This window comes from Reyranella sp. (assembly GCF_036558665.1).
Classification (GTDB): Bacteria; Pseudomonadota; Alphaproteobacteria; order Reyranellales; family Reyranellaceae; genus Reyranella.
This window is the reverse complement of record NZ_DATBFE010000004.1, coordinates 28852-45472: the sequence shown is the minus strand read 5'-3', so window position 1 is coordinate 45472 and position 16621 is coordinate 28852. Positions and strand designations below refer to the sequence as shown.

The window sequence follows — 16621 nt, the reverse complement described above, 5'->3', positions numbered from 1 at the left end:
TCCGAGCTCGGGATGCTTCTCGTCGACCGGCGCGTCGATCTCGAACATGATGCGATAGGCGTGCGGGTTCTTGAGCGCGAAGGCGAGATAGGCCTCGCCGACTGCACGGCCGCGCTCGGCCGGGTCGGCGTTCGCCACCTTCTCGAGCGCGTCGGCGAACCGGGTGAAGGCCTGCGCCCGCACGGTGGCCAGGATGTCGGCCTTGTCCTTGAAGTAGCGATAGGGGGTCTTGGGGCTGCAGCCCAGCGCCTCGGCAAGCTGGCGCATGGTGACGCCCTCGTAGCCGAAGCGGGCGAAACGTTCGGTCGCGACCTTGCACAGCTCGGCGCGGAAGTCGGCGATGTCCTGGTCGGTGAGATAACGAGGCATGGTTTGCGTACACAGTGTGTACGTAAAGTTGGCTTAGGTCAAACCCTCCTCCCCAAGCTTCGCTTCGGGAAGAAGACTCAAGCCGTTTCCGCGAACAGCTCGCGGCCGATCAGCATGCGGCGGATCTCGCTGGTGCCGGCGCCGATCTCGTAGAGCTTGGCGTCGCGCAGCAGGCGGCCGGTCGGATAGTCGTTGATGTAGCCGTTGCCGCCCAGCAGCTGGATGGCGTCGAGCGCCACCAGCGTCGCCTTCTCGGCGGCGTAGAGGATGGCGCCGGCGGAATCCTTGCGCGTGGTCTGGCCGCGGTCGCAGGCCTTGGCGACGGCGTACACATAGGCCTTGCAGGCGTTCATGGTGGTGTACATGTCGGCGAGCTTGCCCTGCACCAGCTGGAACTCGCCGATCGCCTGCCCGAACTGCTTGCGCTCGTGGACATAGGGCACGACGACGTCCATCGCCGCCTGCATGATGCCGAGCGGCCCCGCCGCCAGCACGGCGCGCTCGTAGTCGAGCCCGCTCATCAGCACGTTCACGCCCTTGCCGACCTGGCCCAGCACGTTCTCGGCCGGAATCTCGCAATCCTCGAACACCAGCTCGCCGGTCGAGGAGCCGCGCATGCCCATCTTGTCGAGCTTCTGGGCGACCTTGAAGCCTTTGCGGTCGGTCTCGACGATGAAGGCTGTGATGCCGCGCGGGCCGGCCGCGGGATCGGTCTTGGCATAGACCACGATTACCTGCGCATCGGGGCTGTTGGTGATCCACATTTTCGTGCCGTTCAGCACATAGCGGTCGCCCTTCCTGTCGGCACGCAACTTCATCGAGACCACATCGGAGCCCGCTCCGGACTCGCTCATGGCGAGGCTCCCGACATGCTCGCCCGAGACCAGCTTGGGCAGAAAGCGCCTCTTCTGCTCGCCATTGCCGTTGCGGCGGATCTGGTTGACGCAGAGATTGGAGTGCGCACCGTAACTGAGGCCCACCGCCGCCGAGGCGCGGCTCAATTCCTCGACCGCGACCACGTGCTCGAGATAGCCGAGCCCGGCCCCGCCATATTCCTCCTCGACCGTGATGCCGTGCAGGCCGAGTTCGCCCATCCGGGGCCACAGTTCGCGCGGGAAGCGGTCGGTCTTGTCGATCTCCGCCGCGATCGGCGCCACCTCTTCCGCGGCAAAGCGCTGGACCTGGTCGCGCAGCGCGTCTGCAGTCTCGCCCAGGCCGAAATCGAACGGCGGCATGGCATTGGGGATCATGTTGTGGTTCCTACGATGGATTGTCGGTCTTGACGTTGATGCTGATCAGCTTCCGTCGGACGGGATGAATTCCAGCGCAAAGATCACACGCAATGGCTCGGTCGGGAAGTAACCGTTCACTACCAGCTTGCCGTCGCCGTCGACGGCCGGTGCGGGATCGTAGGTCGGCCTCATTGCCGCGACGACAGCGATATCGATGTCCTTGTCGGCAAACTTCTTGAAGATCTGCTTCAGCCGGTCGGGCGGGAACTGCTCGCGAAAGGGCTTGGACAGCTTGGCGTGGAAGACGGTGTAGTTGCCGGTCACGTTGGCATCGTTCCAGCTGAGCAGCGTCGCCTTCACCAGCGCCTCGAGCGAACGCTCGCCCGGGACCTTGTTCTGTGCGTGCACGCCGGACGCGGCGAGCAGCATCCCGAGGACTCCGACGACTGCGGCCATGGCGCGCATGGACGTTCCTCCCGTCGGAGACGATAGCGCGCCCTCCCCGCGAAGCGAAGGCGCGGTTGCAGGCTCAGTCGTGCGCCTCGGCGATGCGCTGCGCCTCGACCACGGACAGCGCGGTCATGTTGAGGATGCCGCGGGCTGTGACCGATGGCGTGAGCACATGCGCCGGCTGCGCCGTGCCGAGCAGCATCGGCCCGATATGCAGCCCGTCGGCCGCGGTCTTGAGCAGGTTGAACGCGATGTTCGCTGCATCCAGGGTGGGGCAGATCACCAGGTTCGCCGCGTCCTTCAGGCGCGAATTGGGAAAGACGTTGTGCCGGATATCGGGATCGAGCGCCGCATCGCCGTGCATCTCGCCGTCGACCTCGAGCGAGGGCACGCGCCGGTGCAGGATCTGCACCGCCTCCGCCATCTTGCGCGCCGACGGATGGTCGGAACTTCCGAACAGCGAGTGGGAGAGCAGCGCCACCTTGGGTTGGACGCCGAAGCGCAGCACCTCGTCGGCGGCCAGGAGCGTGATGTCGGCCAGGGTTTCGGGATCGGGATCGTCGTTCACGTAAGTGTCGGCAATGAACAGCGAGCGCGTCGGCATCACCAGCAGGCTGAGGCCGGCCATGTGGCGCACGCCCTCCCGGGTGCCAATCACCTGTCGCACGTGATTGAAGTGCGTGCGGAAGCGGCCGTAGGCACCCGCGATCATGGCATCGGCGTCGCCCAGACGCACCGCCAGAGCGGCGATCAGGGTCGGGCTCGACCGCACGAGGTTGCGCGCCGTGGGCTCGGTGACGCCCCGCCGTTGCATCAAAGCGTGATAGGCGCTCCAGTAGCGGTCGTAGCGCGGGTCGCTCGCGGGATCGATGAGCTCGACGTCGGTGCCGGGCTTGAAGCGCAAACCAAGCCGCTCGGCGCGACGATGAACAACCTCGGGCCGGCCGATCAGGACCGGCACCGCGATCCGTTCGTCGAGCATGATCTGCGTCGCCCGCAGGACGCGATCGTCCTCGCCGGCGCTGAAGATCACACGCTTGGGCGCGCTCCTCGCCTGCTCGAAGACGGGGCGCATGGCAAGGCCCGACTTGAAGACGAACTGGCTGAGCTGCTGGCGATAGACATCGAAATCGGCGATCGGCCGCGTGGCCACGCCCGACTCCATCGCGGCGCGCGCGACGGCGGGCGCCAGCTCCACGATCAGGCGCGGATCGAACGGTTTGGGAATGATCTGGTTCGGACCGAAGCCGCCGCCGCCCGCGTCGCCGAAGGCGCGCGCCACGACCTCCGACGGCTCCTTGCGCGCGAGCTCGGCCAGCGCGCGGACGCAGGCGATCTTCATCTCGTCGTTGACAGTCGTCGCACCGGCATCGAGCGCACCGCGGAAGATGTAGGGAAAGCAGAGGACGTTGTTGACCTGGTTCGGATAGTCGCTGCGGCCGGTCGCCATGATGGCATCGTCGCGTACTGCCGCCACCGCCTCGGGCCTGATCTCGGGGTTGGGATTGGCGAGCGCCAGGATCAGGGGCGCGGATGCCATGCGCGCCACCATCTCGCCCTTCAGCACGTTCGCCGCCGAGAGACCGAGGAAGATATCCGCACCTCCGATCACTTCGCCCAGCGTTCGCGCCTCCGTGTCGCGGGCATAGCGCTCCTTCCAGGGGTCCATCAGCTCGTTACGGCCCTTCCAGACAACGCCGGCGATGTCGGTCACCCACATGTTCTCGCGCGGCAGGCCGAGCTTCTCGAGGATGGCGAGGCAGGAGAGCGCGGCCGCGCCCGCGCCGGAGACGACGAGCTTCACCCTGGAGATGTCCTTGCCGACCAATGACAGCCCGTTCAGCACCGCGGCGCCGACGATGATCGCCGTACCGTGCTGGTCGTCGTGGAAGACCGGGATGGCCATGCGCTCACGCAGCTTCTGCTCGACGTAGAAGCATTCCGGCGCCTTGATGTCCTCGAGATTGATGCCGCCGAAGGTGGGTTCCAGCGCCGCAACGATATCGACCAGCTTTTCCTGGTCGAGCTCGGCGAGCTCGATGTCGAAGACGTCGATGCCGGCGAACTTCTTGAACAGCACGCCCTTGCCTTCCATGACCGGCTTGGCGGCAAGCGGCCCGATGGCTCCCAGACCGAGTACGGCGGTGCCGTTGGTGACGACCGCCACGAGGTTGCTGCGGGCCGTGAGCTCGGCGACGGTCGCAGGATCGCGCACGATCTCGTTGCAGGCGGCGGCGACGCCGGGCGAATAGGCCAACGACAGGTCGCGCTGGGTGGCCAGCGGCTTGGTCGGGACGACTTCGATTTTGCCCGGTCGGGGAAGGCGATGGTAACGGAGCGCGCCGTCGCTGAGTTCGTCCGCCAAGCTCGTCCCCTGCTCCCGCGCAACAAAAAGGGCCGCCGGAAGGCGGCGGCTCAAGAGCTACCTTTTCGATCGAACCGGCGAGTTTGGTGCGGCCAAGAAGACTCGAACTTCCACGCCTTTCGGCACTAGCACCTCAAGCTAGCGCGTCTACCAATTCCGCCATGGCCGCGCCGGGTCGATGCGGCGGGGGGATACCAAATAGCCCCCGCAGTGGCAAGACAGGTGCTGGCGGCTTGCATCGAGCGGCGTGAATGCCGATTCTTCCACAATGAACCAGCCCGAATGGCGCATATCGGACGGCCCCGTCGCCTACGCGGAGGCATTGGCTGCCATGGAGGCCCGCGTTGCCGACATTCGGGCCGGGCAGGCGCGCGAACTCTTGTGGCTGTTGGAGCACCCGCCCCTCTACACGGCCGGTACCAGCGCCAAGGCCGCCGACCTGCTCGAGCCGGGGCGTTTTCCGGTGCATGTCGCCGGCCGTGGCGGTCAGTACACCTATCACGGTCCCGGCCAGCGCGTCGTCTATACGATCCTCGATCTCAGGGCGCGACGGCAGGACGTGCGGCGGTTCGTATTCGGTCTCGAAGAATGGACCATTCGCAGCCTTGCCCGTTTCGGCGTCACGGCCGAACGGCGCGCCGGACGGGTCGGCGTCTGGGTCGTGCGGTCCGACAAGCCGCCCCTTCCCGACGGCAGCCTGCGCGAGGACAAGATCGCGGCGATTGGCATTCGCATCCGCCACTGGATCTCGTTCCACGGCCTCTCGATCAATGTCGAGCCGGACCTGTCGCACTACACCGGCATCGTGCCCTGCGGCATCGCGGGGCATGGTGTCACCTCACTGGTCGACCTCGGCCTGCCGGTAACGATGGCCGATCTCGATCTCGCCCTGGCCGAGACGTTCCACGAGGTCTTTGATACGGTCAGGTCGTCGGCCGCTGCGTGAAGCCTTCGGGCAGAATGTCGAGATCGACCGGGTCGATGTCGATCGCGTCCACACGTGCAAGCGGCGGACCATGCCGGCAGGCATCGATCATGACACCGACGGCGGTTTCCTCGCCCACGATCAGGGCCTCGACCGAGCCGTCGCCGCGATTGCGCACCCATCCGGTGAGGCCAAGCCGCCGGCCGGTGGCCACCACCCAGTCGCGATAGCCTACGCCCTGCACCCTTCCCGTGATGGTGAGCCGCGCCTGCAGCGCCATCGTCATCTCAAGCGAACTCGACGATCTTCTGGTCGACCTTCAGGCTGTCGCCAGGTTTGGCGTGCAGAGTCTTGACCATGCCGTCCTGTGCGGCGCGAAGCACATTCTCCATCTTCATGGCCTCGACGACTGCCAGCGCCTCGCCGGCCTTCACTTCCTGCCCTTCGGCAACGGCGACCGAGGCCAACAATCCGGGCATGGGCGAAAGCAGGAACTTCGAAGTGTCGGGCGCGGCCTTGAGCGGCATCAGAGCATAGAGTTCGGCCTGCCGCGGCGTGAGCACCAGGGCCTCTGCCTGGCCGCCGGCGTGGATCAACCGCCAGCCCGATCCCGCCGTATCGACCTGAACGACGACGGTCTGGCGATCGACGGTCGCGCGCAACAGCGGCTCGCCGGGAGACCACTGGGTCTCGACTTCGAGTCGCCGCTTGCCGGTCTCGACCACGAACTGTGGAACGTTGCCGGTGATCGCGACGTCCGTCGGTGCGCGATTGAGCATGACGACGCACTTGTCCTGTACGGAACCCGTGCGATGTGCCTGGATCCGGTCCGCAACTGCCGCCACGGCGGCGAGGATCACCGGGTCGCGCGGCGGCAGATGCGCCGTCGAAAAACCGCCCCTGAACTCCTCGGCGATGAAATTGGTGGTGAGCTTGCCAGCCGCAAAACGCGGATGCGCCATCAACGCCGCCAGAAACGGCACGTTGTGGGAGACTCCCCGGACATAGAATTCGTCGAGTGCCCGGCGCATGCGTTCGATCGCCTTGTCGCGCGTTTTGCCATAGGAGCAGAGCTTGGCAATCATCGGATCGTAGAACATCGAGATCTCGCCGCCCTCGTAGACACCGGTATCGACGCGTACGTCGGCGCCGGGCTGGGGCTCGCGATACTTCACCAGGCGGCCGGTCGAAGGCAGGAAGTTGCGGAACGGATCCTCGGCGTAAAGGCGCGCCTCCATGGCCCAGCCGTCGAGCTTCACGTCTTTCTGCTGCAAAGGCAGTTTCTCGCCTGCCGCGACCCGGATCATGAGCTCTACGAGATCGAGGCCCGTGATCAGCTCCGTCACCGGATGCTCGACCTGCAGGCGGGTGTTCATCTCGAGAAAATAGAAATTGCGGTTCTTGTCGACGATGAACTCGACCGTGCCGGCGCTCTTGTATTTCACCGCCTTGGCGAGTGCCACCGCCTGCTCGCCCATCGCCTTGCGCGTCCTGGTGTCGAGGAACGGGCTCGGCGCCTCCTCGATCACCTTCTGGTGGCGGCGCTGGATCGAACATTCGCGCTCCCACAAATAGAGACAGTTGCCGTGACCGTCGGCGATGAGCTGGATCTCGATGTGGCGCGGCTCCTCGACGTACTTTTCGACGAACACGCGATCGTCGGCGAACGACGACTTGGCTTCGTTGGTGGCCGAAACGAACCCTTCCTTGGCCTCGCCGTCGTTGTAGGCGATGCGCATGCCCTTGCCGCCGCCGCCAGCCGAAGCCTTGATCATCACCGGATAGCCGATCTTCCGGGCGATCTTCACCGCCTCGTCGGCGTTGGGGATCGCCGCGAGGTGGCCCGGCACAGTGCTGACACCCGCCGCCTGCGCCAGCTTCTTGGATTCGATCTTGTCGCCCATGGCGTAGATCGCATGCGCATCCGGACCGATGAAGGTGATGCCCGCTGTGACGAGCGCCTTCTGGAAGGCCTCTTTCTCCGACAGGAAGCCGTAGCCCGGATGCACGGCATCGGCGCCGGTCTGCTTGCAGGCTTCGACGATCCTGTCGATCAAAAGATAGGATTGCGTGGCCGGCGGCGGGCCGATGAAGACCTTTTCATCCGCCTCGCGCACATGCAGCGCGTCGGCGTCCGCCTCCGAATAGACGGCGACGGTCTTGATGCCGAGCCGCCGACAGGTGCGGATGACACGGCAGGCGATCTCGCCCCGGTTGGCGATCAGGATCTTGTCGAACAGCTTGCCCGCCGAGCGTGTGTCCGCAGCCGCCTTCCCCTCGCGCATCGGCTTCTTCGTCGCCCTCTTCCTGGCAGCCATGCTCACTTTCCTTCGCTATTTCGGTCGAACAGGCCCATGGCCCAGGCGGTGTGCCCGGCGATCAGCGGCATCCAGGCCATGAGGACCCACAGCCACCAAGGATAGCGGCTGCTGAAGAGCGCGTTGAGCGCGATCAGCACCAGGAGACCCAGCAGCGCGGCGATCACATGCAGCCGCACCGATCGCGTCCGCCGCATTCGTTCTTCCGGCGGCAGGCTCACAGCGGCGGGTTTCCGTGCTTGCGCCAGGGATTCTCCAGCATCTTGTGCTCGAGCGTGGCGAGCGCCCGGCAAATCCGCCGGCGCGTGCCGTGCGGCATGATCACGTCATCGATGAAGCCGCGATTCGCGGCGACGAACGGATTGGCGAACTTCTCGCGATACTCCTCGGTGCGGGCCGCAATCTTGTCGGCATCGCCGATATCGGAGCGGAAGATGATCTCGACCGCGCCTTTGGCCCCCATCACGGCGATCTCGGCGCCGGGCCAGGCGTAGTTGAGGTCGCCGCGCAGGTGCTTGGAGGCCATGACGTCATAGGCGCCGCCATAGGCTTTGCGGGTGATCACCGTGACCTTGGGCACCGTCGCCTCTGCATAGGCATAGAGCAGCTTGGCGCCGTGCTTGATGATGCCGCCGAACTCCTGCGTCGTACCCGGCAGGAAGCCCGGCACGTCGACGAAGGTCACGATCGGGATATTAAACGCGTCGCAGAAACGTACGAAGCGCGCGCCCTTGCGCGAGGAGTCGATGTCGAGGCAGCCGGCCAGAACCATCGGCTGGTTGGCGACGAAGCCCACCGTCCGCCCCGCCATGCGGCCGAAACCGACGACGAGATTGCCGGCCCATTCAGGAGAGAGCTCGAAGAAGTCGCCTTCGTCGGCCACCTTCAGGATCAGTTCCTTGATGTCGTAAGGCTTGTTGGGATTGTCCGGCACTAGCGTGTCGAGCGAGAAATCGTCACGATCGGACGGATCCTTCGTCGGCCTGATCGGTGGCTTCGCGCGATTGCTGGCTGGCAGGAAATCGACGAAGCGGCGCAACTGCAGCAGCGCCTCGACGTCGTTCTCGAAGGCGAGATCCGATACCCCTGACTTCTGTGTATGGGTGAGCGCCCCGCCCAGCTCCTCCTGGGTCACCGCCTCGTGGGTCACGGTCTTCACCACGTCAGGCCCGGTGACGAACATGTAGGAGCTGTCCTTCACCATGAAGATGAAGTCGGTCATCGCCGGCGAATAGACCGCGCCGCCGGCGCAGGGCCCCATCACCATCGAGATTTGCGGAATCACGCCCGAGGCGAGCACGTTCCGCTGAAACACGTCGGCATAGCCCGCGAGCGAATCGACACCCTCCTGGATGCGCGCGCCACCCGAGTCGTTGAGGCCGAGCACCGGCGCGCCGACCTTCATGGCCATATCCATGATCTTGCAGATCTTGGCGGCATGCATGCCCGACAACGCGCCGCCGAAAACCGTGAAGTCCTGGCTGAAGACGTACACCAGCCGGCCATTGATCGTGCCATGACCGGTGACCACGCCATCGCCCGGAATCTTCTGATCTTCCATGCCGAAGTCGATGGAGCGGTGCTCGACGAACATGTCGTATTCCTCGAACGAGCCGGGATCGAGCAGCACGTCGATGCGCTCGCGCGCGGTCAGCTTCCCTTTGGCATGCTGCGCCTCGACGCGCCGTTTCCCTCCGCCCAGCCGCGCCGCCGTCCGGCGCCGTTCGAGTTCTTCCAACATCTTCTGCATTCAGAAACTCCGGCCTTCTATGGCCCTCGTCGTTTCTTTTCGGCCAAAAAGACAGGCAGGTCTAGCGCAGGAATCGCTTCTCGTTGTCCTTCACCTTGCCCATGCCCTGCAATTCGAACACGTCCTCGACAGTGGCGATCTCCGCTTCCACGCCGTGGATGCCGCCATCTCGGCGGATCCGGGCGAAGGTCCGGCGCATCGCGCCGACAGAAGCGCGCACCGCATGGTTGCCCCAGATCAGTAGACCGATCTTTTTCAGCTCGCGCACGCGCGCCACCGTCATCTGTGGATAGGCGGTCGGCACGAGCGCGATCGGCGCCTTGCCGTCCCAGGCCTGCACGAAGGCCTCGATCTCGTCGGGTGTCTTCTGCTTGGAGTGGACGAGGATCATGTCGGCGCCGGCGGCCTCGTAGGCGCGCGCCCGCTTCAGTGCCTCATCCTGGCCCAGTCCTGCAATCAGCGATTCGGTGCGGGCCACGATCACGAAATCCCTGTCGCGCCGTGCCCCACGAGCGGCGTCGATCTTGCCCTGGAACTCCTCGATGCGGACCAGATCCTGACGGCCGTCCGCTATCAGACTCGTGACCTTGGGGAAGCTCTTGTCCTCCATCACGATCGCTGCCGCGCCAGCGCGCTCGTATTGCTCGACGGCATGGAGCACGTTGATGGCATTTCCGAAACCCGTGTCGATGTCGGCGACGACCGGAATGCCCGCGCGATCCGCCATGGCGCGGGTCATATCGAGATGCTGGGTCATCGACACGATGCTGACGTCGGGCACGCCGTACATCGCCGAGAGCTCGAAGCCCGACGCCCAGATGGCATCGAAGCCGGCCTCGGCCGCCAGCATCGCCGACAGCGGACTGTGCGCCGCCATGGCTTCGACCAACCCTTTGTCTGCCAGAACCTGGCGGAACGTCGTGCCAGCGCCCATCATCCTTCTCCTCCCAGACGTGTGTCTTCCAGCAGCGCCAGGAAGCGCGCCGCCGCGTCGATATCCTTCCTGATGCCGTTGAGGCGTTGGGTGGCGATCGGATCCTCGCCCCACCGCTCGATCTGGTAGAGCTCGTCCAGTTGGGCGGCCTCGAACGCCTGCCCGGCCGACAGATGTCGCTCAGCCACTGCCAGCGCAATGACGATCGAACCCGCGATGTGGGTGAGATTGTACAGCGCCGACAATGCCATATCGCTGTGCGCCGCGACCGCGGCCCGCAAGGCTGCCACGGCGTCGGCCGGCTGGGTCACGAAACTCGTGCCGGAACCCACGACGAGCCGGGCGCCGTAACGTCCGGCCGCCCAGTCGAGCAGAGGCTGCCAGGTATCGCGCTGGCGCTTGACCAGGGTCGCCGGATCGGTCGCTCGGTAGCAGAGGAGATCGGACTGCGCGTACTTGGCTGTGTCTTCTATCACGCGCGCGCGCTGGTTCGCGACGCGGTCAATGCCGGTGGCAGCGAGCCGCGTCAGCGGCAAGTGGGTGACGTTGATGTCGGCCTTCTCGGGCACCTCGCCCCATTCCTTTGCGATCGCCTCGGCGAGCACGCGCGTCGGCACCAGCAGGCCCATCTTCGCCGGCGTACGCATCGGCCGCCCATCCAGAAGGATGTGCCAGCCGTCTTCAGCCGGCTCGACGCCGGTCCGTTCGTAGAACCGCTTCATCGCGACGGGCTTATACGCAGCACGGGCCGGACGACAAGCGCTGCTCAGTGATGGCTTCGCCCGCGGTTGGCGGTCGGATGCGGCTTGCGATTGGCCCGTTCGCGCTGCTCGACCGTTGGCGTCGGCAGCTGCGCCCGGAGCCCGGGCCGCATGCCGTCGATGCGCGGAGCCATCAGCGCGCAGGCATTGACGTTCGGTTGCCGCGCGATCTGGGCGAGCGTACCGGAGAGGCTCGGCACGGGGCCGGCACCGATCAGCAACTTGGCAAGACCGGGCTCGAGTGCGCCCGTCGTCTCACGCGCCGTACCGCCCTTGATCCTGAGCGGCGAGGCGAGGCTCGCGCCGTGGGCATCGCGCGCCTCGGGCGCAAGAATGAATTCCCAACCCTCGTTGCGGAACGAGACGTAACCGCCGCCGATCATGATGGCGCGCGGCGTGTCGACCACGAGGCGACGGAGGTTGGCGACACCGGCTTTGACTTCGAAGCTGCCGGCCAGGCAATTGAAGGATACGCCACTGTCATTGGCACCGAGCAGGCGCTGCGTCTCGGGCGGCCAACCAGCCAGCGACTCGCGCGGCCAGCTTCCCTTGCCTGCCGAGATCTCGATCGTGCCGCTGGCGGCGTTCAACGCGTCGTGCGCCGCGCGCCCCGGGGCACGCAGCCGCAAGTCGATGTCGCCCACCATGTCCTTGAGGCCGAGATCGAGCCCCAGCAATGCCGCGAGATCGCCGAACGCCACGTGGCTGGCTGTTCCCGTGAGGGTTGTCAAACCGAGCCGCCCTGCCGGATCGTAGACCAGGTCGAACCCCGCGGAGCCGTTGCCGATCGAAGCCGCACCACGGAAGGTGAAGCGCTTCTCGCCGGAGCTGAGGGTGAGGGAGCCATTCTGGACCTTGCTGGAAAGCCCGGTGACCTCGCCGACCCGAGCGGCCACTGTCAACTGCGATCGGCCGAGCCAGCGTGCCGAGAACGCTCCGGTCGGGAAAAATTTGCGGCCGTGCGATGCCTGCCCCTCCGCCTGCGAGGCCTCCGGGGGCGGTGCATGCAGTCCGGCGAGGTCGATCTTGTTCGCGTCGACGTCGACCGTCAGATAGGGCGTCCCGCTGCGGGATACCCTGAACATGGCCTCGCCCGTCAGTTCGCTGTTGCCGATCTTCAGCGATGGAACCTCGACCTTGAAACTGCTGCGGAGTCTGAAGGTCTTGGCGGTGAAGGCATAGGGGCCGCCGCTCGGCAACGGCAGGCGAAGGTATGGCCCGAGGACGGCAAAATCATTGCCTTCTCCGGCGATCTCGAGGTTCGTGCCCTTCTGCGCGCCGACAGTTCCTTTGACGGCAATACGGCCGTCGCCGAGGCCGCCTTGCACGTCGATGTTGCCGGGCACGCCACGCATCCAGCCGTCGAACGTGCCGATCGTCCCGGAGATATCGAATGCGGCAGCTTGCGGCGCTCCAATCCGGGCCTGCATCTGCAGCGCCTGTCCCGGGCCCGAGGCCTTGAAGGTCGCGTCCGCGACGTTCAGAACCAGCGGCGAGCGCCCCGGGCTTTCGACGATGGTCAGCACCGAATCGCGCACCTCGATGGTTGCGATCCAGGGAAAGGCCGGATTCTGCTTGAGCTGCAACGAACGATTGTCATAGGGCCTCGGCCCCGACCCATCGGGAGGCGGCAGCATTTCGAGATTGGTGTCACCCACCTCGTTGTGCTCGACCAGAATATCCGCCCCCTCGAGCAGCACGCGCCCCACTCTGACCTCGCCCAGGAAGAGGGCGAAGGGATCGAGGTACATCGTTATCTTGCGGACCTGTGCGAGATCGGGTCGTGATCCCCACGGTGCGTTGCTGAGGGTCACTCCTTCGGCCACCAATGCCGGCTCCCGACCGATCCGGATCGAGAGCGGCGCCTTGGTCTTGATCTCGCGGCCGGTGACCCTGTGAATGCGCTCGGCCAGCCGCCCTTCATAGCGCGACAAGTCGCGCGTGCTGCCCCAAACGACAGCACCGAGGGCAGCAAGCGGCACGCTGATGATCGTAATCCAGGCGATCCGTCGCCAGGGAATGCGTATTGCCAAGTTCCCGCTCAATCGCCCGAGGTCGAGGACCCGGTCGAGAACCCAATTGCCTCGACGGTACGGCGGAAGTGAGGCGGCGGTTCGGCCTCGAGGACGAGCTCTCCCTTGCCGGAAGGATGCGGCAGGGTGATGCGCCGCGCATGCAGATGGAGGCGGCGCGAGTCGGCAACGGCGGACAACAGGGCTTCCTCGCCGCCGTACTTGCGATCGCCCAGGATGGGGCAGCCGATCGCCGCGCAATGAACCCGCAGCTGGTGAGTGCGGCCGGTGCGCGGCCAGAGCGCCAGCAGCGCCGCCCGTCTGCCGGCCCGATCGAGCACGCGGAACCGTGTCAAGGCCCTTTGCCCCTGGTCGTGGTCGACCTGCACCGTCTCGCGATCGCGCGCGCCGGGGCGCTTGGCGAGCGGCAGATCGATCGTCCCTTCGGCGCGCGGCGGAACGCCCACGACCACCGCCCAATAAAGCTTCTCCGCCCGGCGATCGCGAAAGGACTCGGCCAACCGCTTTGCCGCCTGCGCAGTACGCGCCACCAGCAGCAGGCCGGACGTATCCTTGTCCAGCCGATGGACCAGTCGCGGCCGCTCGTCATTGTCGAAACGCAAGGCATCAAGCATGCCATCCACATGCCGCCCGGTGCCGCTGCCGCCCTGAACAGCGAGGCCCGGTGGCTTATCGAGCGCGATCACGTCGGCATCGCGATGGATCACCATTCGCCGGACCTCCGCCGCGTCGCGTTCCGACATCTTGGGCGGTTCCTTGGGGGCAGTCGGCGAGGCGCTGACACCGGGCGGCAGGCGCACGGTCTGGCCGGGCTCGATCCGATCCTTCGCCTCGGCACGCTTGCCGTCGACCCGCACCTGGCCCGTGCGCAGCAGCTTCTGCAGGGCGCCGTGACCCAAGTCGGGAAAATGCCGCTGAAACCAGCGGTCCAGCCGCAAACCGGCCTCGTCAAGCGAGACGGCGCGCATCTGAACCTGGCGGTGCGGACTGGCCCAGGCTGCGCTGCGAGCAGGACTGTCGGTCATGGCGCGCAACCTACGGGACAAGCTAAACATGGTCCATGGAATCGATGGCCTTTGAGACGCTGACCTTCGACCATCCGACGGCCTGCCGGCCGGCCAGCGTGACGGCGACGCTCCATCTGCCGCCGAGCGGCGCAAGGCCCTTCCCCTGCATGGTCATTTTGACCAGCAGTGCGGGCGTTCAACGCCATCGCGAGCACCACTATGCCCAGGCCCTGAACGAGGCGGGCACTGCTGCCTTGATCATCGACAGCTTCACCGGCCGCGGCGTGCGCCGGACAGTCGCCGATCAAACGCTGGTGTCGGCGGCGCAGATGGAGGGCGACGCGCTGGCCGCGCTCGCCCTGCTGCGCTCCGACTCCCGGATCGATCCTGATCGGATTGGCGTGATGGGCGTCTCGAAGGGCGGCGGGGCTACGCTCAACACCGCGATCGCGGTACGTCAACGCTGGCGCAACGGTTTTGCCCATCTGTTCAACCTTCATATCGCCATTTGTCCCGGTGCCACCGCCCAGCATCGCGATCCGACGACCCATGGCCGGCCGATGTACCTCATGTTGGCCGGCCGCGATGATTATACGCCCGCGCCGCTCGCGATCGAATACGCCGAGCGCATGCGCGCAGCGGGCAATCGCCGCATCAAGGTAAAGGTCTATGGTGGTGCCCATCACGGCTGGGAGTCGGTTGGCGAGGTATTCGACATCAAGGATGCCGAGAACTGGTCGTGCTGCCGCAACTTCATCGAGGACGATGGGCGTCATTTCGTGCCGGCCGTCGGTCGCACCTTCAGCGAGCCGGAATATCAGGCCTGGGCGCGCCGTCACTGCGTCACGCGCGGCGCTCGGGCCGGCGGTGGCAGTGTTGCATTGAAGCAACGCGCAACCGCGGATTTGCTCGACTTTCTCGCGGCCGAAGGCTTTGCGCCTCAATGGACGACTCCGCGCGTCAAAGCTATAAATGGGTTGTGAGACGCGCTTTCGTTGTCATCGGTCTGCTGGCTCTTCTCGCCCCCCTTACGGCGGCGGCCAGCTTCGCCAGCGACCGCTTGTGGACGGGATCGCACGCCGCCGAAGCTCGCGCGCAGGCACTGCTCACGGCCATCCGCGCCGCCGGGGATCATGGGCTGAAGCCGGAATGGTACCGGATCGCCGATCTGGAAAAGGCACTCGAACCGGGTGCCGACAGGGACCGGGCCGAACAGCTTCTGAGCGATGCGTTCGTCACCTACGCCAGCGACATTTCCACAGGCCGTGTGCGCGCCAACAGTATCGACAGGGATATCGACATCCAGCAGCGCAGGATCGACCGCGCCGGGCTCCTGAAGGAAGCGGCGGATGCCGGCGATTTCCCGACGTGGCTCGCCTCGCTGCCGCCCAAGGGCGACTATCCGGCCCTCCAGAAGACGCTGGCGACGCTCCGCCAGAAGCGGGCCACCGCCGCCACCTTTACCTCGCTGCCGTACGGCGACGCGCTGAAACCGGGCATGATCGACCCCCGTGTGCCGATGCTGCGCCAACGCCTGGCCGAGCTTGAAATGACGGTGCCGGCGCCGAGTGCGGTCGCCGAGCTCTACGACGATGCGCTCGCCGTCGTCGTCAAGGACTATCAGGCGGCCAAGGGCTTGACGGTCGATGGCGTCATCGGCGCCAAGACGACGCGATCGCTCAACACGAGCCTCGATGACCGCATCGATCAGGTGGTCGCCAATCTGGAGCGCCGCCGCTGGCTGCCGGCGGATCTCGGCAACCGCTATGTATTGGTGAATGCCGCCGACTATTCCATGGTGTTCGTCGATGGCGGCCAGCCCGTGTTCCGCAGCCTGGTGATCGTCGGCACGCCCAAGAATCCCACACCCGAGATCGCGTCGACCATGTACGGTTTCCAGACCAACCCCTACTGGACGGTACCACAGTCGATCTCGGGCGAGGAATACCTGCCGATATTGCGCCGCGACCCGCACGCCCTCGCTGCTGGCGGCTTCAGGATCTTCGAAAGCTGGAGCGACGACGACAGCGAGATCGATCCGGACACGGTCGACTGGAACGCGGTCGATCCCAAAGCCTTCCCGTACCGCATCCGCCAGGACCCCGGCGTCGGCAACGCGCTGGGCTACATCTTCTTCCCGTTCTCGAACAGGTACGGGATCTACATGCACGACACCGCGACGCGCGCGCTGTTCGCGGAGGGCAGCCGCAACTTCAGCCACGGTTGTATCCGTCTGCAGAATCCGCTCGAGTTCGTCGAAAAGGTATTCGGCGGCCGGGGCGGCTTCGACAAGGAAAGGGTGCGAGCGGCCATCGATGGCGGCCAGCAGGTGAGCTACACCTTCCCCGAGCCGGTCAGGCTCTACGTCACCTATCGGACTGTGACCGCCAATGCCGATGGTGAGGTCACTTTCCGTGACGACATCTACGGTCGCGACCGGCGCGTCGTGCAGGCCATGGGCCAGCCGCGGAGCTGAA

15 protein-coding genes and 1 tRNA gene are annotated in these 16621 nt (G+C 65.8%); 3 read left to right on the top strand and 13 right to left on the bottom strand.

All coding sequences use genetic code 11. The features are described from left to right. From VH499_RS00755 to VH499_RS00735, 5 genes are all read right to left on the bottom strand, one after another. On the bottom strand, positions 1-369 hold a 369-nt coding region (locus VH499_RS00755; RefSeq protein ID WP_332050760.1), incomplete at its 3' end, for a TetR/AcrR family transcriptional regulator. A gap of 77 nt (positions 370-446) precedes the next feature. Then, positions 447-1619 carry an isovaleryl-CoA dehydrogenase gene (locus VH499_RS00750; protein ID WP_332050759.1) on the bottom strand — a complete coding sequence of 391 codons (1173 nt, stop codon included), beginning with the start codon at positions 1617-1619 and terminating at the stop codon, positions 447-449. A gap of 45 nt (positions 1620-1664) precedes the next feature. Further along, complete coding sequence (locus VH499_RS00745; protein ID WP_332050758.1) at positions 1665-2066, bottom strand: hypothetical protein; 402 nt, start codon at positions 2064-2066, stop codon at positions 1665-1667. Between the two features lie 64 nt (positions 2067-2130). Continuing rightward, positions 2131-4416 carry an NADP-dependent malic enzyme gene (locus VH499_RS00740; RefSeq protein ID WP_332050757.1) on the bottom strand — a complete coding sequence of 762 codons (2286 nt, stop codon included), beginning with the start codon at positions 4414-4416 and terminating at the stop codon, positions 2131-2133. 84 nt (positions 4417-4500) lie between these two features. Further along, positions 4501-4585: transfer RNA gene (locus VH499_RS00735), tRNA-Leu, on the bottom strand. Between the two features lie 99 nt (positions 4586-4684). On the opposite strand from VH499_RS00735, the gene lipB reads away from it, so the two are divergent. Next, the gene (lipB, locus tag VH499_RS00730) at positions 4685-5362 is read left to right on the top strand and encodes a lipoyl(octanoyl) transferase LipB (protein ID WP_332050756.1); all 678 of its coding nucleotides are present in this window, start codon (positions 4685-4687) and stop codon (positions 5360-5362) included. Here lipB and VH499_RS00725 read toward each other — a convergent pair. The 8 genes from VH499_RS00725 to VH499_RS00690 all read right to left on the bottom strand — a co-directional run bounded on the left by VH499_RS00725 (position 5340) and on the right by VH499_RS00690 (position 14162). Beyond that, positions 5340-5627: an acylphosphatase gene (locus VH499_RS00725; RefSeq protein WP_332050755.1), complete on the bottom strand. Its 288-nt coding sequence runs from the start codon at positions 5625-5627 to the stop codon at positions 5340-5342. The two genes, lipB and VH499_RS00725, sit on opposite strands and share 23 nt — an antisense overlap. Position 5628: 1 nt before the next feature. Beyond that, positions 5629-7581: an acetyl/propionyl/methylcrotonyl-CoA carboxylase subunit alpha gene (locus VH499_RS00720; RefSeq protein WP_332050761.1), complete on the bottom strand. Its 1953-nt coding sequence runs from the start codon at positions 7579-7581 to the stop codon at positions 5629-5631. Between the two features lie 80 nt (positions 7582-7661). Then, positions 7662-7856 (bottom strand): hypothetical protein, encoded by a 195-nt coding sequence (locus VH499_RS00715; RefSeq protein WP_332050754.1) that lies wholly within the window; start codon positions 7854-7856, stop codon positions 7662-7664. Between the two features lie 20 nt (positions 7857-7876). Then, positions 7877-9409 carry an acyl-CoA carboxylase subunit beta gene (locus VH499_RS00710; protein WP_332050753.1) on the bottom strand — a complete coding sequence of 511 codons (1533 nt, stop codon included), beginning with the start codon at positions 9407-9409 and terminating at the stop codon, positions 7877-7879. A 61-nt stretch (positions 9410-9470) separates the two neighbouring features. Then, positions 9471-10343, bottom strand: a complete 873-nt coding sequence (locus tag VH499_RS00705; protein ID WP_332050752.1) for a phosphonopyruvate hydrolase — start codon at positions 10341-10343, stop codon at positions 9471-9473. After that, the gene (locus VH499_RS00700; protein WP_332050751.1) at positions 10343-11065 is read right to left on the bottom strand and encodes an ATP12 family chaperone protein; all 723 of its coding nucleotides are present in this window, start codon (positions 11063-11065) and stop codon (positions 10343-10345) included. Before VH499_RS00700 ends, VH499_RS00705 begins: the two co-directional genes overlap by 1 nt. A gap of 44 nt (positions 11066-11109) precedes the next feature. Then, positions 11110-13137 carry an AsmA family protein gene (locus VH499_RS00695; protein WP_332050750.1) on the bottom strand — a complete coding sequence of 676 codons (2028 nt, stop codon included), beginning with the start codon at positions 13135-13137 and terminating at the stop codon, positions 11110-11112. Positions 13138-13145: 8 nt separating this feature from the next. After that, complete coding sequence (locus VH499_RS00690) at positions 13146-14162, bottom strand: RluA family pseudouridine synthase (protein ID WP_332050749.1); 1017 nt, start codon at positions 14160-14162, stop codon at positions 13146-13148. Positions 14163-14197: 35 nt separating this feature from the next. Between VH499_RS00690 and VH499_RS00685 the strand changes: the two genes are divergently transcribed. Together VH499_RS00685 and VH499_RS00680 are read left to right on the top strand one after the other, a co-directional pair. Next, complete coding sequence (locus VH499_RS00685) at positions 14198-15127, top strand: dienelactone hydrolase family protein (RefSeq protein ID WP_332050748.1); 930 nt, start codon at positions 14198-14200, stop codon at positions 15125-15127. Continuing rightward, positions 15124-16620, top strand: a complete 1497-nt coding sequence (locus VH499_RS00680; protein ID WP_332050747.1) for a L,D-transpeptidase family protein — start codon at positions 15124-15126, stop codon at positions 16618-16620. Before VH499_RS00685 ends, VH499_RS00680 begins: the two co-directional genes overlap by 4 nt. Position 16621: the final 1 nt, after the last annotated feature.